Below are 19,093 nucleotides of genomic sequence, written 5' to 3'. Positions count from 1 at the left end.
ACCGCTCACGGGTTGACGGCGAAGTCGTCGATGGCGCCGGCCTCGACGGAGTACTTCTTCAGGGCCGCCTCGTAGCTGCCGTCGGCCTTGGCGGCCTTGAGCGCCTCGGCGAGCAGGTCGGCGAGCGCGGTGTCCTTCTTCGGCACGACGTAGCCGTACGGGGCCGAGTCGTAGATCTCGCCGAGCGGCTCGAGCGTGCCCGTCTGCTTGACGGCGTAGAGCCCGACGGGGGAGTCGGCGAGCATCGCGACGGTCTTGCCGCTCGCGACGTCAGCGGTCACCTGGTCCTGGCCGGTCTGGATGACCTGCGTGATCGCGGGCTTGCCGGCCTCGGTGCACTTCTTGCTCCGCGCGGCGAGGTCCTCGGCCTGCACGGTGTCCTTCTGGGCGCCGATGCTCTTGCCACAGGCGTCGTCGATGTTGACCTTCTCCGGGTTGCCCTTGGCGACGACCCACTGGGTGCCGGCGCTGTAGTAGCTCACCATGTTGACCTGCTTCTTGCGGTCGGGGTTGATCGTGAAGCTCGAGACGCCGACGTCGTACTTGCCGCTCGTCACACCGAGGATGATCGTGCCGAAGCCGGCCGGGACGTACTCGGTCTTGAGGCCGAGCTTGGCGGCCACGGCGTTGAAGACGTCGACGTCGAAGCCCTCGACGGTCTTGCCGTCCGTCGCGAGCATCTCGTTCGGTGCGTAGGTCGGGTCGGTGCCGACGACGATCTTGCCGGCCGACTTGAGGGCGGCCGGCACCTTCGCCGCGAGGGCCTGGTCGACGCCGCCGCCCGCGGCGCTCGTCGAGCCGGCGGGGGTGCTGCCCGCACCGGGGGAGGTGGACAGGGAGTCCGAACCGCAGGCGGAGAGCGTGAGGCCGGCGGCGATGAAGCCGGTGACGGCGATGAGGGACGAGCGACGCATGAATGGTCCTTCCGGGCGAACAGGTTCGTTCAGGGCGAGCAGGCGCGACGATGCGCCGTTGATTGGGCGATCCTGCCACTTTTCGTCCCGAGTGCCCACGGGTGCGGCCGAACCGTTAGCGGCTGGCGTACCGGCGCCCCGGAACACCTTGGCCGGGGTGCCGTCCGGCGAGCAGACCGGCTCGGTTAACGCCTCGGGCATCCGCTCCGGTACGCTCGTTCACAGCGGCCCGCCCAGTTCTGCCTCGGGTCGCCTCTTCTTGGCCTGGCGGAGTGTCGCCGGCCCCGTCGATTCGCTCTTGCGCCGCGACCCTCACAGCTGAGGCCCATCGCGCCGGGCAGAACGACCGCATCCACCTTTTGGAGTACCCACCTGTGTCCACTGACACGAACTTCGCCGTCCTCGGCGTGCCCGCGCACCTCGTCACGGTCCTCGACGGCCTCGGCATCAGCACCCCGACCCCGATCCAGGCGGCCACGCTGCCAGACTCGATCGCCGGCCGCGACGTGCTCGGCCGCGGCCGCACCGGCTCCGGCAAGACGTACGCCTTCCTCCTTCCCCTGCTGACTCGCCTGTCCCAGTCGCGCCGCAGCCGCCTGGCCCGTCGGCCGCGCGCCGTCATCCTCGCCCCGACGCGCGAGCTCGTCACGCAGATCGACACCGCCATGGCGCCGCTCGCCAAGGCCCTCGGCCTCACCTCGCAGACGATCTTCGGCGGCGTCGGCCAGAACCCGCAGGTCCAGGGCCTGCGCAACGGCGTCGACGTCATCGTCGCCTGCCCCGGGCGCCTCGAGGACCTCATGCAGCAGGGCCACGTCATCCTCGACAGCGTCGAGGTCACCATCCTCGACGAGGCCGACCACATGGCAGACCTCGGCTTCCTGCCCGGTGTGCGCCGGATCATGGAGAAGACGCCCCGCGACGGCCAGCGCCTGCTCTTCTCCGCGACGCTCGACGGTGCGATCAACGTCATCGTCAACAAGTTCCTGCACCAGCCCGTGACCCACGAGGCGGACTCGGCGCAGTCCCCGGTGTCGACGATGAGCCACCACGTGCTCCACGTCGACAACGGCTCGCACCTGCCCGTCATCCTCGACCTCACCGCGGCCCCGGGTCGCAAGGTCGTGTTCACGCGTACGAAGCACCGGGCCAAGAAGCTCGCCAAGCAGCTCAACGCGTCGGGAGTTCCGGCTGTCGAGCTGCACGGCAACCTCAGCCAGGGCGCCCGCACGCGCAACATGGACGACTTCCACTCGGGCCGTGCGCAGACGCTCGTCGCGACCGACATCGCCGCGCGTGGCATCCACGTCGACGACGTCGCGCTCGTCATCCACGCCGACCCGCCGGTCGAGCACAAGGCGTACCTGCACCGCTCGGGCCGCACGGCCCGTGCCGGCAACGACGGCACCGTCGTCACGATGATGCTCGACGAGCAGGTCCGCGACGTGCGCGACCTGACCCGCAAGGCCGGCATCAAGCCGACGACGACGCGCGTCGCCCTCGGTCACCCGCTCCTTACCGAGCTGGCCCCGGGCGACCGGTCGTATGCCGGGGGGCTCGTCCGCGAGGCCGCGCCGGCCGGCTCGGGCGCGGCAGCGGGCAACGGCTCGGGACGCGGCTCCGGCCGCGGCCGTGGTCGTGGCGGCAACGGCGGCGCTGCAGCAGGTGGCCGTGGCGCGGCCTCCGAGTCGCGCGGTTCCACTCGCGGCGCCGGTCGCTCCGGTGGTCGCTCCGGTGGTCAGGGTTCTGGTCGCGGGCGCGCGGTGGCTCAGGCCGGCGAGGGCCAGACCGGTGGTCGCCGTTCGGGCAACGCCGGTTCCGGCCGTCGCGGTGGGTCGGCGACGGTCTACTCGACGAGCAGCAGTGGCGGCGCCGCGGCGTTCTCCGCCGGCACCTGCGCCGGCAGCCGCCGCTCCCGCTGACCGCCCTGGTCCTCCGGCAAGCCTCGCAGGGTTGAGGCCTTTCGACGGTTGAGGATCAGGGGCGTTTGAGGATGCGGCTTCGGCCGCGGAACTCGGCGATGATCTGGCCGTCGGACTCACGCTTCACCGTCACGTCGGTGATGCCGCTGCGCCCGAACGCCGACCGCACGTGCCCTTCGGCGACGAGCACGTCACCGAGCCGGCCCGGAGCGGTGAAGGCGATGTCGGCCCCGGCCGCCACCGTGGCGCGACCCCGCGAGTTGCAGGCGAGCGCGAAGCACGAGTCGGCGAGCATGAAGATGTAGCCGCCGTGGCAGATGGCGTGGCCGTTGACCATGTCGTCGCGGATCGCCATCCGCACGACCGCACGGTCCTGCTCGACGACGACGGCGTCCATCCCGAGGCGCCGCGACGCCTCGTCGTCCGCCCACATCTGCCGCGCGAACGCGACGCCATCGTCACCGGGCCGCGGTTCGTCGTTCACGTCAGGCTCCCGTCGGTCAGCGCTGGGCTCGGCCGGTAACGCCCGCCCGGGAACGCCTCGTCGAGCTCCGCGAGCTGCCGCGCCACGCGGTCGAACCCGATCTCATGTCCCCACTCGAGCGGGCCCTTGGGGTAGCGGACCCCGAGCCGCATCGCCGTGTCGACGTCGTCCGCGCTCGCCTCACCGCGGGCCACGAGGTCGACGGCCTCGTTGACGATCATCGCGAGCGTGCGGGCGAGCGGGTCGGTCGCGATCGGCCCGCCGACGAGACGGTCAGCCAGCTCGAGGTCCGGCTCGGCGTCCTGCGCGGAGCCGTCGGCCGCATAGGTGTAGACACCCGCGCCGGACTTCCGGCCCAGCCTGCCCGCCGCGACGAGGTCGCGCTGGAAATCCGTTGGGGCATAACGCTCGTCGCGGTCCGTCTGCTCCCACACCGACGTGCCGACGGCGAGGTTGACGTCCTGGCCGATGAAGTCGGTCAGCTCGAGCGGGCCCATGGGGAAGCCGCCCTTCTCACGCAACACCCAGTCGACGGTGGCCGCGTCGGCGACACCGCTCTCGACGATGCGCTGCGCCTCGCCGTAGAACGGCCGCGCCACCCGGTTGACGATGAAGCCCGGTGTCGAGCTGCACCGCACCGGGGTCTTGCCCCAGCCGGCCATGAGTGCGGTGGCGTGCTCGACGAACGCGGGTGCCGTGCGCTTGCCGTGGACGACCTCGACGAGCTCCATGACGGGCGGCGGGTTGAAGAAGTGCAGACCGAGCACGCGCTCGGGGTCGGCGACGTCGGCCGCGATGTCGTCGATGTCGATGCTCGACGTGTTGGTGGCGAGCACCGTCGTCGAGGGCTGGCTGTCGGCGAGCTCGGCGAAGATCCGGCGCTTGAGGTCGAGGTCCTCGGGCACGGCCTCGATCACGAGCCCACAGTTGGGCAGCTCGTCGAGCGACTCGGCGGGCGTGATGCGGGCGAGCACCGCGGCGGCGTCGTCGGCCGGCAGGCGGCCCTTGTCGACGAGGCGTGACAGCGCGGCTCCGATCCTCTCGACAGCAGCCGCGGCGGCGCCCGGCGCGGCGTCGACGAGGCTCACCGCGTGGCTGGCGGTCGCCGCGACCTGCGCGATGCCGGCTCCCATGGCGCCGGCTCCGATGACTGCGACCGGTCCGAACGCCGACCCCGCGTCGACCGTTCCGGGCTCACTCGTACGGTCCGCGTCGGGGCGTGGCTGGTCGGGCTCGGTGGCGTCCGTGTCCATGCCTGCCATCCTGCCGGGTCGCGCGCCAGGTGCGCGCGGCGGGCGTCGCGGTCGGTGCCCGACGGCATACGGACCGTGCTCCTCGCCCGGACTAGCATCGTGGCGTGACTGCACCGGCAACGACGCCCACCCACCCCCTGCTCGAAGCGAACGAGGGAGTCCTCGACGAGATCCGTCAGGCCCTGAAGAGCCGCTCCTGGTACTCCCGCTACCCCGAGTCGCCGAGCCCGCGCGTCTACGGCGAGACCGCCGCGGCAGGGGGCCTGGCCGCGCACGACGCCCACCTCGGTCAGCCGTATGCCGCGTTGTCGAGCCAGCCGACCGACGGCACCTTCGTGGGGAGTGAGATCTCGCCCTACGGCCCGACGCTCGGCGTGACCTATCCGGCGCTCGACGTCGACGCCGCCCTCGCGGCGGCTCGCGCTGCGATGCCGGCTTGGCGTGACGCGGGGCCGCAGGTGCGCGCCGCGGTGTGCGTCGAGATCGTCGACCGCATCAACCAGCGCAGCTTCGAGATCGCCAACGCAGTCATGCACACGTCGGGCCAGCCGTTCGTCATGTCGTTCCAGGCGGGCGGGCCGCACGCGCAGGACCGCGCGATCGAGGCCGTCGCCGCCGGCCTCGTCGAGCAGGAGCGCGTGCCTTCCTCAGTCGTCTGGGAGAAGCCCGGTCGCGACCGCGAGGGCAACCCTGCGCCGACCCGGATGCAGAAGGACTACCGGATCGTGCCGCGGGGCGTCGCGTTGGTCATCGGCTGCAACACGTTCCCCACGTGGAACGCCTACCCCGGCATCTTCGCCTCGCTCGTCACGGGCAACCCCGTCGTGGTCAAGCCGCACCCGCGCGCCGTGCTCCCGCTCGCGATCACGGTCGAGGTGGCGCGCGAGGTGCTCGAGCAGGCCGGCTTCGACCCGGCCCTGGTCCAGCTTGCCGCGGAGGCCGACGGTCAGGGCCTCGCCAAGACGCTGGCCGAGCGCGAGGAGGTCGCGATCATCGACTACACCGGCGGGCCGGCCTTCGGCACCTGGCTCGAGGAGTCGGCAGCCGCCAACGGCACGCTCGTCTACACCGAGAAGGCCGGTATCAACTCGATCGTCATCGACTCGACCGACAACCTGAAGGGCATGCTCGGCAACCTCGCCTTCAGCCTCACCCTCTACTCCGGCCAGATGTGCACCGCGCCGCAGAACCTCTACGTGCCGTCGGACGGTATCGACACCGACGAAGGCCACCTGTCGTTCGACGAGCTGGGCGACAGGCTCGCCGGCGCCGTCGGGCGGCTCACCGGCGACGACGCCAAGGCGGTCGAGCTGCTCGGGGCGACCGTCAACGACCAGGTGCGCCGCAACGCCGACTCGCTCACGCAGCTGGCTGCGGACGCCGACGGCAGGGTCGTCCTCGAGTCGCGCCGCGTCGCCCACCCGACGTATGCCGACGCGGTGGTCCGTGCGCCCGGCCTCGTCGCCGTCGACGTCGCCCGCGAGGACGTCTACACGCAGGAGTGCTTCGGTCCGGTCGGCTTCCTCATCCGCACCGCCTCGACGGAGCAGTCGCTCGCGCAGCTCGCCGACACGGTGCGTGAGCACGGCGCCATGACGGCGGCCGTGTACTCGACGAGCGAGGAGGTGCTCGACGAGGCTCGTGACGCGGCCGCGCAGGGCGGGGTAGCGCTGTCCGAGAACCTCACCGGTCAGGTCTTCGTCAACCAGACGGCGGCCTTCTCGGACCTGCACGGCACGGGCGCCAATCCCGCCGCCAACGCCGCCTACACCGACGCCGCGTTCGTCGCGAACCGGTTCCGCGTCATCACCTCGCGACGTCATGTCTGAGCTGCCCGTGGTTGTCAGTCCTGCCTCGCTGGACCGGGCTGCCTTGCAGCGCAAGGTGGTTCGGACCCTCGTGGGTTCCCAGGTGCTCAGCGGCGTCGGCATGGCGTGCGGTATCGCCGTGGGCGCGCTGCTCGCCGAGGAGCTGAGCGGCACCGAGGCGCTCGCCGGCGTCGGCACGACGGCTCAGGTCTTCGGTACCGCCCTCATCACGATCCCGGTCGCCCGGGCGACGGCGGCGCGGGGCCGGCGCGTCGGCCTCCGGTTCGGGCTCAGTCTGGCCTTCCTCGGGTCCGCGATCGTGGTCCTCGCAGCCGTGGTCGGGTCGTTCCCGCTCTTCGTCGTGGGCATGTTCCTCTTCGGCGGCGGCACGACCGCCAACAACCAGACGAGGTATGCCGCCGCCGACCTCGCCGAGCCGGCGCGCCGTGGGCGTGACCTGTCGATCGTCGTGTGGGCGACGACGATCGGGTCGGTCGCCGGGCCGAACCTCGTCGGTCCGGGCAAGGCCGTCGCGAACGCGCTTGGGCTGCCGGAGCTGAGCGGGGTCTTCGTCTTCTCGCTCGCCGGCTTCCTGCTCGCCTGGCTGGTCGTCGACCGCCGGCTCCGGCCCGACCCGTTGCTCACGGCGCGGTCGCTGGACGACGCGGCGCGGGCGGCAGGCGGTACGTCGGCGGTCGCGACCCCGGCCGTGCCGACCCCTCCGGCCGAGGCCGTCGCGGACCCGGCCTCCGGTGGGGTCGCCGACGTGCCGAACCACGACGGTTCCATGCGTCGTGGCCTGGCGGTCGTCCGGTCGAGGCCGGGCGCGCTGCCGGCGGTGCTCGTCATGGCTCTCGGGCACCTCGTCATGGTCAGCGTCATGGTCATGACGCCGATCCACATGAAGCACGGCCATGCCGAGCTCGAGGTGATCGGCTTCGTCATATCCGTCCACATCCTCGGCATGTTCGCGTTGTCGCCGGTCGTCGGTCTGGCCGTGGACCGCTTCGGCGGCCAGCGGGTCGCGATGACGGGCGGCGTGATCCTCACGGTCGCAGCGGTCCTCGCGTCGCGCTCGCAGGCCGGCTGGTCCGGGCTGCTGCTCGCCGCGCTGTTCCTGTTGGGTGTCGGCTGGTCGTGCACGCTCGTGTCGGGCTCGACCCTGCTGACGGCCGCGGTCTCGACCGACGAGCGACCGGCGTCGCAGGGACTGGCCGACCTGGTCATGGGGCTCATGGGGGCGTTCGGCGGCGCGTGCGCCGGTTTCGTCGTGGACCGCTACGGCTACGGCACGCTGGCCGGCTCGGCGTCGGTCATCGGCGTGCTCATCCTCGTCCTCGCGATGGCGGCTCGGCGCCGCGTGCGAGCGGCCGCGGCCTGAGGCGAGCGACCCAGGGCGTCGGGCCGGCCGGCCCGGCCCGGCGCCGCGAGCGGGCGGCGTCAGTCAGCCGACCCCGCCGGGAGGCGTCCTACGGCGGCCGCACGTCTGGCCATGAGACCCACGGTCCAGACCGCCCCGAGCCCCGCGGCCGCGGCCCCGACGACGAAGGCGGCCGGGATTCCCAGTGGTGCCGCGACGAGGCCGAGCAGGATCGGGCCGATGCCGAGTCCGAGGTCGATGGCCATGGATGCCGTCCCGGCTGCGGCGCCGCGCTGGCTCGGCGCGACGTCGGCGAACACGGTGGCGAAGAAGGCGGGCGTGAGCAGACCGACTCCAAGGCCGATGACAGCGGCCGCGGCCACCAGCAGCGCGGGCCCGCCCGCGAGCGCTGCGACGAGGGCTCCGCTGCAGAGCACAGCGAGCCCGGCGGCGAGGACGCGCAGCGCGGGCACCCGGTCGGCGATCGTCGCAAGGGTCAGCCGGACGCCGATGACGGTGGCCCCGTAGGTCATGAGCACGAGGCTCGGCGTCGCCGTGCCGACCTCGCCGGCGCGGATCGAGCAGAACGCCATGAACCCAGACGACGCGAGCAGACCGCCGATGAAACCGACGGACGGCGCGAGCGTCCGCCGATGGATGAGCTGGGCCGGTGCGGCGCCGAGCCCGCCGGTGCCGGGCCCGTCGTCCTCGCGTGGCGGCTCCGTCGTCATCCATGCCAGGGCGGCCGCGACCAGGCAGAGCAGGCCCGCGGCCCAGAACGCCGCGGCGAAGCCGCTGAGGTCGATGAGGCGTTCGGCGGCAATGGGCCCGAGTGCGATGCCGAGGTAGAGCGCGATCGAGTTGAGGCTGAGGGCCTCGCCCTGCCGCCCTTGCGGCGCGAGGTCGGCGAGCATCGCGAAGCCGGCGACGAAGAATGCGGCCTCGGCCACCCCCGACGCGAGGCGCACCGCGATGACCGCGGCGATCGACGACGTCAGGAGGAAGCAGAGGGTGAGGGCGGCGGCGAGCAGGGCCCCCGCGACCATGAGCGGACGGCGGCCGAGGCGGTCGGTGAGCCGTCCGGCATACGGCCGGAGCAGCAGGGCCGTGATGGTGAACGCTCCGAACGCGACTCCGGCGCCGCGTTCGTCCGCGCCGACCGGTCCCACGGCGTAGAGCGGCAGCGCGTAGATCAGGATCCCGGCCGCGAGGAAGTAGGCCAGGTCCATCACCGTGACCCGGATGAAGTCCGGCGTCCACAGGCTGCTGACACCCGCTGCCGGCGAGCTCATCCCTCGACGGTAGCGGCAGGGTGACAGGCGCGCGGCGCTTCGGCCGAGGCGGTGGAACCGGCGCGGCTCAGGCGAGGAGGGTGAGGACGAATCCGATGAGCGGCAGCGTTCCCTGCGACAGGGCCGCGCGCAGGTAGCTGCGGCCGGTCGTGATGAGCACGGCTGCGGCCGCGACCATCGAGCCGGCGCAGAAGAGGGCGAGAGTCTGTCCGGCCGTGTCCCGGCCCGCCCACCAGAGCACGAGCCCGAGGGCGGCGCCGAGGCCGAGGAAGAGGTTGTAGAAGCCTTGGTTGTACGCCATCGGCCGGGTGACGTCAGCCGATGCCTGGTCGGCGACGCCGAACCGCTTCCAGACCTCGGGCCGGGTCCACCCGACGCTCTCCATCCAGAAGATGTAGACGTGGAGCAGGGCAGCCAGTCCGACGAACATGCTCGCGGCGATTCTCATGCCCGGATCGTAGGGGGGTCCGCGGGCTCGTCGGGTGGTTCAGGCGGTGACGCGCAGGGTGCTCGTGCGGTCGGGGTTGACGAGCACCTCGATGCGGTCGGCGACACGGGACTTCAGCTCGGTGACGTGGCTGACGATCCCGACGGTGCGGCCGCCCTCGCGCAGCCCCTCGAGGGTGTGCATGACGTCGTCGAGCACGTCGGGGTCGAGCGTGCCGAAGCCCTCGTCGACGAAGAGCGTGCCGAGGTCGACGCCTCCGGACTCGGCACGCACGACCTCCGCGAGAGCCAGTGCGAGAGACAGCGACACGTAGAAGGTCTCGCCGCCCGAGAGCGTGCCGACCTCGCGGACCTGGTTGGTGTGCATGTCGTGGACCCGCACCCCTAGCCCCGACTTGGCGTTGCCCTTCTTCGCGTCGGTGTGCTCGAGCGTGTAGCGGCCGCCGGAGAACCGCCCGAGCTCGGTGTTGGCCGCGGAGAGCACCTCCGTGAAGCGCCGGATGAGGACGTACTTCGCGAGGTCGAGGTTGAGCTGGTTGTCGCCGTTGCCGGCGACGAGCTGGCCGACGCGGACGGCGTCCGCGGTCTCGGCGATGACGGCGGCGTTGCGCCCCATGGCGTTCTTGATGTCGCCGACGCGACGCTTCGTCCGGGTGACCTGGTCGCGGAGGCTGCCGTGCTCGTTGGTCGCGGCCTCCATCTCCTTCTTGGCCGCGGCCGCGAGCTCCTCGAGCTGCTCGATGTCGTCGAAGAGGGCGTCGAGCTGGACGTCGGCGAGCTCCGGGCCGCTCAGGCCGGCCCGCACCTGCGTGCAGGCGCGCTCGAAGTCGTCGATCTCGCGCGTCTTGGCGTCGATCCAGTCGACGCCGCGGTCGGCCGCCATCCACTCGGCGACGTCGGCGAAGCCGAACTGCGCGAGGTCGGCGTCGCGCACGGCGGTGTCCTCGGCGACCGCCGCGGCGGCGACGTCGCGCTGCGCGAGCGCGTCGACGAGTGCGTCGATGCGACCCGCGGCCTGGACCAGCCCGTCGCGACGCGCAGAGACGCTCGGGTGGCCGTCGCGGGCCTGCTCGACCAGCGCGGTCTCCTCGGCGATGCGGGTGTCGAGGTCGGTCACGGACTGCTCGGTGCGGGCGAGGCCCGCCCCCAGCCGGCCGGCCTCGGCCGTCAGCTCGTCGACCCGCGCCCGCAGTTGCGTGAGCCGCTGCCCGCCGGCCTCGGCGTCGGACCGCGCCTGCACCGACTCGGCGAGCTCGCGCGCTGCGGACTCGGCCCTCGCACGTGCGGCGGCGACCTCGAGTCCGCCCGAGCGGGCGGTGAGCTCGCGTACCTCTGAGCGGAGGGCGCCCAGCGCCTCGGCCGCCACGGTGGCCTGTGTGCGCAGGTGTGCGACCCGCTCCTCCTCGGCCTCGATCTGCTCCGGGGTCACGGCGTCGAGCGTGGGCCGCGCAGGCGAGGGGTGCTCGGCCGAGCCGCACACGGGGCACGGGTCACCGTCGACGAGCGAGAGGCCGAGCTCCCCGGCGATTCCGTCGATGCGGGCCCGACGCAGGGCGGCCAGACCTGTCTCCGCCCGGCCCACGGCGGACAGGGCCTCGGTGGCCGCGGACTCGGCCGTGGAGACCCGGCCGAGCGCAGCGGCGTGGGCGACGGCGGCCTCGAGCCGGTCACGGGCCCGATCGCCCTCGGCGGCCCGTCCGTCGACCAGTGCGGCGAGCCGTCGCGCCTCGGTCAGGGCCTGCTCGTGCTGACTGATCGCCGCGGGCAGGGCGTCGAGCTCGCTCGTCAGGGTCGCCACCGACCGGCGTATGCCGTCGAGCCGCTCGCCGAGGCGCCGCCGCTCGTCGACGCGGCCGCCGAGCGCCGACTCGAGGGCGATGGCTCCCGTGAGCGAGCCGACGACCTCGCGGGCCTGGGCCGCGGCCTCGCGCAGCGCCGCGGGCCCGCAGTCACGCAGCGCCGGTTCGACGCGGTCGCGCGCCTGTGCGAGGGCCGACCCGGCGCGCTTGAGCGCGGCCTCGGACAGCGCCAGGGTGCGGACCGCGCCGGCGACCGGCCGTGCCTGCTGGGCCCGGGCCACCTCGTGCCGCAGCTCGGAGAACCGGACGGCCTGCTTGCCCAGGTCGTGCTCCTGCTGCTGGAGCGCGAGGAGGCGCTCGCGGCGCTGCATGCGCAGGCGGGCGTCGCTGACCATGTCGGCCATCTGCTTGTGCGTCTCGATGGCCTCACGGCTCGCCTTGCCGGCGTGGCGCTCTCGCGTCGTGAGCTCGTCGACGACCTGGGCCAGCTCGCCGGCCAGCGCGTCGGGCGCGGTGCGGCTCAGCTGTTCGAGGGCGTCGCGGCGCTCGGTCTCGAGACCGGCCGAAACGGCGAACGCGTGCACCGCGAGCCTGATCTCGTCGACGGCGGACTGGCGCCGGGTCTGGGCCGCACGCCCGGCCTCGACGATCTCGTCCTGCACGCGCCGGAAGAACGCGGTGCCGAAGACCTTCTCGAGGAGCTTGCCCTTGTCCTCGGACCGCGCCCGCAAGAACGTCGCGAACTCGCCCTGCGGCAGGATCACGGTCTGCACGAACTGGTCGCGGGTCAGGCCGACGGCGCGGGTGATCTCGTCGTCGCAGTCGCCGATGTTGGTCGACAGCAGCTTGCCGCCCGTGAGGTCGTCTGGCGTCTGGAGCCGCCACAGCTTGGTCGTCGGTTGCTGCACCGTGGTGCCCGCACCGCGCGTCTTCGGCCGCTCGAACCGCGGCGTGCGCTGCACCCGGTACAGCCCGGACTGGGTCTCGAAGACGAGCGTCACGACAGGCACGGTGCGCGGGTCGGCGTGGTGCGAGTGGATGCGCTCGACATCGGCCGAGGCCTGGGCGACCTTGCCATAGAGGGCGAAGGTGATCGCGTCGATGATCGTCGACTTGCCCGAGCCCGTCGGGCCCTCGAGAAGGAAGAGACCGGCGCGCCCGACGGTGGTGAAGTCGATGACCTCGGTGCCGGCATACGGACCGATGGCCGTCATGGAGAGGTGGTGCAGCTGCACGTCACGCCACCTCCTGCGCCTCGGCCCGCTGCTGCGCCCTGACAGCCGCCTCGTAGCCGGCCTCGAAGACGTCGACCTCGCCGCCGCTCGCCTCGGTCTTCGTGACGTAGGCGATGAAGTCGGAGCCGAGCTCGCGCGGGTCTCGCTCGCTGACGACGGTCGTGCCCGAACGCCCGCGCTCGATGGCGCCTTCGGGCTCGTGGAAGACCTGCAGCGCGTGCGGGAAGCGCGACTTGAGGCGGTCCATGAGCGAGTCGGGACGCACCCGGTCGGTGACGGTGACCCGCACCCACGCGCCCTCGGCCGAGGTGAGCTCCGGGGACTCGAGGAGGTCGTCGAGCCGGCCGCGCAGCGTCACCATCGCGCGCGGCTGGGCGATCTCGACGGGTGTGACCAGGGCGGGCCCGGACTCGGCCAGGTCGACGAGGAGGACGACCTTCGTGTGGTCCTGCTCGGAGAACGAGTAGCGCAGCGGCGATCCGGAGTAGCGCACGACCGACCCCTCGGCCGACTCGGGAGCCTGGGGTCCGTGGAGGTGGCCGAGCGCGGCGTAGTCGATGCCGTGGAAGACCGTCCCCGCGACGCGGTCGACGCCGCCGACCATGATCGAGCGCTCCGAGTCGCTCGGCTCGGCGCCCGCGACGAACGCATGCGCGAGCACGACCGACCGCACCCCCGGCCGGCCGGCGAGGTCGGCCCGGATGCGGTCGCACGCCGCCCCGACGACGGCCTGGTGCGATCGCGGCAGCGGCTCGCGACCACGCGCCAGCGCGGCTCGGGCGTGGTCGGGGTCGAGGTAGGGGATGCCGTAGACCGCGGCGCGCACGCCGTCGCTGCCCTCCAGCTGCACGGGCAGGTCGAGCATCCCGGGATCGGTGACCATCCGGATGCGCTCGCGGAAGAGCCCGGCGCCGTAGCCCAGCCGGATCGCCGAGTCGTGGTTGCCCGACGTCACGACGACGGTCGTGACTGCCGACAGCCGCGAGAGCGTCCACTCGAACAGCTGCACCGACTCGACGGGCGGGACTCCGCGGTCGTAGACGTCGCCCGCGACGAGCACGGCGTCGACGGGGACGCCGTCGGGCGGGTCCTCGACGAGCTCGCAGATGCGCTCGAGCACGGCCGACTGCGCCTCGTGGAGGTTCACGCCGTGGAGCGTGCGCCCGAGGTGCCAGTCGGAGGTGTGGAGCAGCCGCATGGCTCGACGGTAGGACCCCGCGCCGACAGGGTCACAGCCGACACCCCGGTATGCCGTGAGCCGTGGCCGAGCCGTCACCGTCTGTGCGCCCGCCTACCGTGGCCGCATGGATCGGCCACACGTCGTCGTCGACGACGACGTGAGCATCGACGGCCGCGTCGTCGGCTTCGAGACCGACGCAGGGCGCTCCTGCACGGCCCGCCCCGCTGGGTCCGGCAGGCGTGCGGCTCGAGCTCAACGGCTCGACGACGGCACGCTCTGGCTTCGCTACGTCGTGCCCCGTTCGACCCCTGACACGTGAGCCCGCCTTCCGTCTGGAAGGCGGGCTCACGGCATACGGAGTCCGGGTGGTGGTGCTCGCTCAGTCGGTCCTGATGAAGCTGAGGATCATCGACACGAAGGTGACGACGAGCGCGCCGAGGACGGCGTCCCAGAAGAAGTGCCCGACGTGGAAGGCGAGGCCCAGCTTGTCGGCGAGCCACGACGTCAGCTCGAGCATGAGCGCGTTGACGATGAAGACGAACAGCCCGAGCGTCAGGATGATGAAAGGCATCGAGAGCAGCTTGGCGACCGGCTTGATGAACGCGTTGACGATGCCGAAGATCAGGGCCACCAGCACAACGGTCCAGAAGACGTTGCCGGTGCGGCCCTCGCCGAAGGTGATGCCGGGGATCGCCCACGCGGCGACCCACAGGGCGACGGCGTTGATCACCGTCTGCAGCGCGAAGTTGAGGAGCATGCGGTCAGTGTTCCACGCGCGCAGGCGAATCCCCGGGAAGGCCAGGGTGCTCGTCGCCGGGGATGCGCGGCTGGAACATCGCGTTGAGCCGCAGCAGGTCGGGCTCGACCATCTTGAGCGAGCCGACGGCCTCGGCGAGCGGGACGCGCTCGATGCGGCCCTTCTGGAGCGCGACCATCTGGCCCCAGGCGCCGTCGAGCGCGGCCTCGACCGCGGCCACCCCGAAGCGGGTGCCGAGCACGCGGTCGAACGCGACGGGCGAGCCGCCGCGCTGGATGTGGCCCAGCGCCGTCATGCGGCTCTCGATGCCGGTGCGGCCTTGGATCTCGCGGGCGAGGATGGAGCCGATGCCGCCGAGGATCTGGTGGCCGTACTTGTCCATCTCCGGCTCGGGGATCTCGATCGTCCCCTCCTTGGGCAGCGCACCCTCGGCGACGACGACGATCGTCGCGAAGCGGCCCTTCTTGTGCCGGTGGACGATCCGCTCGCACACCTCGTCGACGTCGAACGGCTCCTCGGGCACGAGGGTGATCGCGGCGCCGCCGGCCAGGCCCGACCAGATCGCGATGTGGCCGACGTGGCGGCCCATGACCTCGACGACGAGGACCCGGTGGTGCGACTCGGCCGTGGTGTGCAGCCGGTCGATGGCGTCCGTGCAGATCTGCACGGCCGTCTGGAAGCCGAACGTCATCTCGGTGAGGGAGATGTCGTTGTCGATGGTCTTCGGCACGCCGATGACGGGGAAACCGTTCTCGTGCAGCCGGTTGACGACGCCCATCGAGCCCTCGCCACCGATGCCGATGATGGCGTCGAGGCCGTGCCGGTCGTAGGCCTTGCGGACTCGCTTGAGGCCGTCCTCGTGGGCGAACGGCTGGTCGCGGGACGTCCCGAGGATGGTCCCGCCGAGGGGGAGGATGCCGCGGCAGCGGTCGACGTCGAGGATCTCGTAGTCGTTGTCCATGACCCCCCGCCACGCGTTGCGGAAGCCGATGACGGTGCTGTCGTAGGTGACCTCGGCGGCGCGGGTCGCGCCCCGGATGACGGCGTTGAGGCCGGGACAGTCCCCGCCCCCAGTGAGGATGCCGATGCGCATGATCTGACTTTCGGAAAGAGTGGCATGAAGAATGGGTGTCGAGGCGGCGGTGACGCGACGCTGTGAGCCTAGCCACACAGAGCCCCTGCCGTCAGGCCTGCGTCCATGGGCCGGTCGCCGCCATGGACACTGCCTCTAGAGTTCGGGTATGAGCGACGCGGGCGAGAGCACCACCGACAGCGTGACCGAGAGCGCCACACCCGAGGAGGTCCACGACGGCGGGCAGCAGGCGCAGGCGACCGTCCGCCTCCGTCAGGTCCTCGCCCAGATGCCCGACTACAAGCCAGGCAGGCCCGCGGCGGCGCCCGCGGGCGTGACGGCATACAAGCTGTCGTCCAACGAGAACCCGTACGGGCCCCTGCCGTCGGTCGTCGCGGCCATCGACGACGCGGCGGCGACCGTCAACCGCTACCCCGACATGGCGGTGAGGGCGCTGACGGAGCGCCTCGCGCGGTTCCTCGGCGTGCCGGCCGAGTGCCTCGCGACCGGCACCGGCTCGGTCGCGGTGCTCGCCCAGATCGTCAACGCGGCCTGCGACGCGGGCGACGAGGTCGTCTTCGGGTGGCGCTCCTTCGAGGCCTACCCGATCGTCACGCAGCTGGCGGGCGCGCAGCCCGTCATGGTCGGTCTCGACGAGCAGGCCCGGCACCGCCTCGACGCGATGGCCGCGGCCGTCACCGACCGCACCCGTGTCGTCCTGCTCTGCACGCCCAACAACCCCACCGGGCCGTGTGTCCACCAGGCCGAGGTCGAGGCCTTCCTCGACAAGGTGCCGAGCGACGTCGTCGTCGTCATCGACGAGGCGTACGTCGAGTTCGTGCGCGACCCCGAGGCCGTGCGCGGGCTCGAGCTCTGGCGCGAGCGCCCCAACGTCGTCGTGCTGCGCACCTTCTCCAAGGCGTACGGCCTCGCCGGCCTCCGCGTCGGGTACGCCGTCGCCCACCCTCCCGTCGCCGCCGCGCTCCGCAAGACGGCAACCCCCTTCGGCGTGAACTCGATCGCCCAGGTCGCCGCCATCGCCTCGCTCGACGCGTTCGACGAGCTGCGCGAGCGCGTCGACACGATCGTCGCCGAGCGTGACCGCGTGGTGCAGGCGCTCGCCGACCAGGGCTGGAAGCTCCCGCAGTCAGACGCGAACTTCGTGTGGTTCCCGCTGGGCGCCGACTCGACCGCGTTCTCCCAGGCGTGCGAGGAGGCCGGGCTCATGGTGCGCCAGTACGGCGACGACGGCGTCCGCGTCACCATCGGCGAGGTCGAGGCGAACTCGCGCCTGCTCCAGGTCGCCGAACGTTTCGGCGCGCGCTGAACGAGGCGACAATGGTCTGAACCGCGATCGGTCGCGGTTCAAGGGCGGTGTCAGGAGGGCGCGATGAGGATCGTGCGCGAGCGGGTGCCGGCCGTGGTGGCCACGCTCGCGGGGGTCGTCCTGGCCCTCCCGTCGGTCGTCGCCCCGACCTGGAGGCTGACCACGCTCGACAGTGAGCGCGGCGTCATCCTCTTCGACCAGCAGGACTGGAGCTGGGGCCGCTCCCGGGTGCTCGGCGCAGGTGGGTCGGTCGTGCAGGACCTGCCGAACGCGTTCGGTCTCGTCGTCCTCCTCATCCTGCTCGCGGCCTCGGCAGCGGGCGCGCTCGCCTGGCTCCTCACACCGGCAGGCTGGGCCTCGGTCGTTGCGCCGGTCACCTCGGCAGCCCTGCTCGGCCGGCTCGCGACGACCGTGTCCGAGCGCCACGGCGCGACGGTCCGCGACGACGTGCACGGTCTCGCAGCGACGGGAGCGACGACGATCGTCGGAGCCCTCGAGTCCCTTGCGGCGCTGGCGCTCGTCGTGGCAGTCGCGCTCATGGTTGCCTCGGTCACCGGCGTGCGTATGCCGTCCGCCTGGGTGACGCGCCTGCGTGCGCTGGCGGCCGGCGGACCTGACGAGCGCGACCCGGGGGACCCGGGTGACCCGGGCGACCTGCAGGAGCACGTCAGGGCCACGACCCGTCGAGCCGGGGCGACGATCACGTCGCGACCCGCCGGTGAGCACCTCGACGCCCCCGCCGTGGACCTCGGTGACGAGGAGCGACGGTGAGCGTGCCCGAGCAGCCCTCAGCGCACCACTCCGGGCCGGGTGACGGAGGGACGGCGCTCTCCGCGCCGATCGACACCGCCTGGCGTCGGCTGCAGGCCCGCGTCCCCGTCGTTCGGGGCCGTGTCGTCGGAACGGCGCTCGCCCTCGCCGCCGTGCTGTGCGCCGCGCCGACGACGATCTGGCCGACGCACACCATCTCCTACCTGCCGCTGCCGGACATGGGCGGGAGCGCGCCCGTGCAGCAGATCGCCTTCTGGTCGTGGGGCCGGATCGCCAACATCGGCGTCGGCGCGGACGATGACCCTCTCGACCTCGGCAACCCCGCCGGCCTCCTGCTGCTGAGCGTCGCCCTCCTCGTCGGCGTGGTGGCCGGCGCCTGCTACGCCCTTCGACGCGGCTCCGACGGCGTGCTGCTCGGGATCGCGGGCACGTCGTGGCTGACCGGCCACCTGAGCGCCGACGTCGGACAGACGGCGGGCCGGCTGTGGAGCGACTTCTACGGTGGCACCGAGGGCATCTGGAGGGCGACGACCGTGGTCGGCCTCCTCCAGCTCGCGGCCATCGCGATGCTGCTGGCGGCCCTGGCGGCGATGGCCTGGCGACCCGCGTTCCGTCTCGTGGCGCTCGGGTGGGCGCGCGCACCCGAGCTGGTGCAGCGGGTCCGCGCCCGCAGCGGGCCGGACGAGACCGCCGCTCCGGCGTCGGCCCCACGGGTCGGCATCGCGACGATCCGAGACCTCGAGAGCGGCTCCCGTCCGGGACGCTCCGGCGCCTGGTCCGACGGCAGCTCGGTCGGATGGGGCGACGGTGCCCGCTCCGGCGTGGGGTTCTCCGACGAGCCCGGCTCGGACCCCGACCGGTTCCGGCCGCCCCCGTGACCGGCGCACCCGGCTGACTGGGTCAACCGACCGGACGCCCGCGTACAGCCGCGCTCACGCCTGCCTGCAGGGCGGGTTCCGTCCTGTTGGTCGACCCGTCGGTTGTGGGTGCCAGCGCCTAGGGTCGGTGCATGGACATGAAGCTCGAGCTGGTGGCGGTGCCCGTGACCGATGTCGACCGGGCCAAGGAGTTCTACGTCGAGAGGGTCGGTTTCAACGCCGACCACGACCACACCGTGAGTGACGAGGTGCGCTTCGTCCAGCTGACGCCGCCCGGGTCGGCGTGCTCGATCGCGATCGGCAGCGGTCTGACCCAGATCGTGCCCGGCGGCCTCGACAACCTCCAGATGGTCGTGGCCGACGCCGACGCCGTTCGTGCCGAGCTCGTCGGCCGAGGGGTCGAGGTCTCGGAGGTGGACGAGCAGCCGTGGGGCAGGTTCGTCCACTTCTCCGATCCCGACGGCAACCGGTGGTCGCTCCAGGAGCTGCCCGCGTGGTCGAGCGGTGCCGGCGGCGACGGCCTCAACCCGGAGGCGTGAGCTCGGCCCGTCGGACCATCCCGGCGTGATGGTCCGGCTGGCCTCGAGGCCGGCA

General features: G+C 72.4%; 17 protein-coding genes. 8 read left to right on the top strand and 9 right to left on the bottom strand.

The window, feature by feature from the left end; genetic code table 11:
* Positions 1-5 precede the first annotated feature (5 nt).
* Positions 6-914 (bottom strand): ABC transporter substrate-binding protein, encoded by a 909-nt coding sequence (locus H9I49_RS00885; protein WP_188028394.1) that lies wholly within the window; start codon positions 912-914, stop codon positions 6-8.
* Positions 915-1,288: 374 nt separating this feature from the next.
* On the opposite strand from H9I49_RS00885, the gene H9I49_RS00880 reads away from it, so the two are divergent.
* The gene (locus H9I49_RS00880) at positions 1,289-2,836 is read left to right on the top strand and encodes a DEAD/DEAH box helicase (protein ID WP_188028393.1); all 1,548 of its coding nucleotides are present in this window, start codon (positions 1,289-1,291) and stop codon (positions 2,834-2,836) included.
* Between the two features lie 55 nt (positions 2,837-2,891).
* On the opposite strand, the gene paaI is transcribed toward H9I49_RS00880, so the two are convergent.
* Both paaI and H9I49_RS00870 read right to left on the bottom strand, forming a co-directional pair.
* A complete protein-coding gene (gene paaI / locus H9I49_RS00875; protein ID WP_370587376.1) occupies positions 2,892-3,320 on the bottom strand; it encodes a hydroxyphenylacetyl-CoA thioesterase PaaI in 429 nt (142 codons plus the stop codon).
* The gene (locus tag H9I49_RS00870) at positions 3,317-4,573 is read right to left on the bottom strand and encodes a 3-hydroxyacyl-CoA dehydrogenase NAD-binding domain-containing protein (RefSeq protein WP_188028392.1); all 1,257 of its coding nucleotides are present in this window, start codon (positions 4,571-4,573) and stop codon (positions 3,317-3,319) included. Before H9I49_RS00870 ends, paaI begins: the two co-directional genes overlap by 4 nt.
* A 104-nt stretch (positions 4,574-4,677) precedes the next feature.
* On the opposite strand from H9I49_RS00870, the gene paaN reads away from it, so the two are divergent.
* Positions 4,678-6,402, top strand: coding sequence for a phenylacetic acid degradation protein PaaN (paaN, locus tag H9I49_RS00865; protein ID WP_188028391.1), 1,725 nt, complete (start codon positions 4,678-4,680; stop codon positions 6,400-6,402).
* A gap of 70 nt (positions 6,403-6,472) precedes the next feature.
* Entirely contained in the window at positions 6,473-7,762 is a 1,290-nt protein-coding gene (locus H9I49_RS00860) for an MFS transporter (RefSeq protein WP_370587375.1), read from the top strand.
* A 59-nt stretch (positions 7,763-7,821) separates the two neighbouring features.
* Here H9I49_RS00860 and H9I49_RS00855 read toward each other — a convergent pair whose 3' ends face one another.
* From H9I49_RS00855 to H9I49_RS00840, 4 genes are all read right to left on the bottom strand, one after another.
* Positions 7,822-9,033, bottom strand: a complete 1,212-nt coding sequence (locus H9I49_RS00855; RefSeq protein WP_188028389.1) for an MFS transporter — start codon at positions 9,031-9,033, stop codon at positions 7,822-7,824.
* Positions 9,034-9,100: 67 nt separating this feature from the next.
* The gene (locus tag H9I49_RS00850; RefSeq protein WP_188028388.1) at positions 9,101-9,481 is read right to left on the bottom strand and encodes a DUF1304 domain-containing protein; all 381 of its coding nucleotides are present in this window, start codon (positions 9,479-9,481) and stop codon (positions 9,101-9,103) included.
* 39 nt (positions 9,482-9,520) lie between these two features.
* Entirely contained in the window at positions 9,521-12,514 is a 2,994-nt protein-coding gene (locus tag H9I49_RS00845; protein WP_188028387.1) for an AAA family ATPase, read from the bottom strand.
* Between the two features lies 1 nt (position 12,515).
* On the bottom strand, positions 12,516-13,712 hold the full coding sequence (locus H9I49_RS00840; protein WP_223128214.1) for an exonuclease SbcCD subunit D: 1,197 nt from the start codon (positions 13,710-13,712) through the stop codon (positions 12,516-12,518).
* A 106-nt stretch (positions 13,713-13,818) separates the two neighbouring features.
* On the opposite strand from H9I49_RS00840, the gene H9I49_RS00835 reads away from it, so the two are divergent.
* Positions 13,819-14,013 (top strand): hypothetical protein, encoded by a 195-nt coding sequence (locus H9I49_RS00835; RefSeq protein WP_188028385.1) that lies wholly within the window; start codon positions 13,819-13,821, stop codon positions 14,011-14,013.
* Positions 14,014-14,073: 60 nt separating this feature from the next.
* Here H9I49_RS00835 and H9I49_RS00830 read toward each other — a convergent pair whose 3' ends face one another.
* Complete coding sequence (locus tag H9I49_RS00830) at positions 14,074-14,451, bottom strand: phage holin family protein (RefSeq protein ID WP_188028384.1); 378 nt, start codon at positions 14,449-14,451, stop codon at positions 14,074-14,076.
* Between the two features lie 4 nt (positions 14,452-14,455).
* Positions 14,456-15,544, bottom strand: a complete 1,089-nt coding sequence (locus H9I49_RS00825; RefSeq protein WP_188028383.1) for a 6-phosphofructokinase — start codon at positions 15,542-15,544, stop codon at positions 14,456-14,458.
* Between the two features lie 148 nt (positions 15,545-15,692).
* Between H9I49_RS00825 and hisC the strand changes: the two genes are divergently transcribed.
* The 4 genes from hisC to H9I49_RS00805 all read left to right on the top strand — a co-directional run bounded on the left by hisC (position 15,693) and on the right by H9I49_RS00805 (position 19,038).
* A complete protein-coding gene (gene hisC / locus H9I49_RS00820) occupies positions 15,693-16,850 on the top strand; it encodes a histidinol-phosphate transaminase (protein WP_188028382.1) in 1,158 nt (385 codons plus the stop codon).
* A 63-nt stretch (positions 16,851-16,913) separates the two neighbouring features.
* A complete protein-coding gene (locus H9I49_RS00815; RefSeq protein WP_188028381.1) occupies positions 16,914-17,621 on the top strand; it encodes a hypothetical protein in 708 nt (235 codons plus the stop codon).
* Entirely contained in the window at positions 17,618-18,499 is an 882-nt protein-coding gene (locus H9I49_RS00810) for a hypothetical protein (protein WP_188028380.1), read from the top strand. Before H9I49_RS00815 ends, H9I49_RS00810 begins: the two co-directional genes overlap by 4 nt.
* A 131-nt stretch (positions 18,500-18,630) precedes the next feature.
* Complete coding sequence (locus H9I49_RS00805; protein WP_188028379.1) at positions 18,631-19,038, top strand: glyoxalase superfamily protein; 408 nt, start codon at positions 18,631-18,633, stop codon at positions 19,036-19,038.
* Positions 19,039-19,093: the final 55 nt, after the last annotated feature.

It is taken from the genome of Terrabacter sp. MAHUQ-38 (assembly GCF_014518425.1).
Taxonomy (GTDB): Bacteria; Actinomycetota; Actinomycetes; order Actinomycetales; family Dermatophilaceae; genus Terrabacter.
Note: the sequence above shows the minus strand (reverse complement) of the source record. Positions and strands in the feature narration are given on the sequence as shown.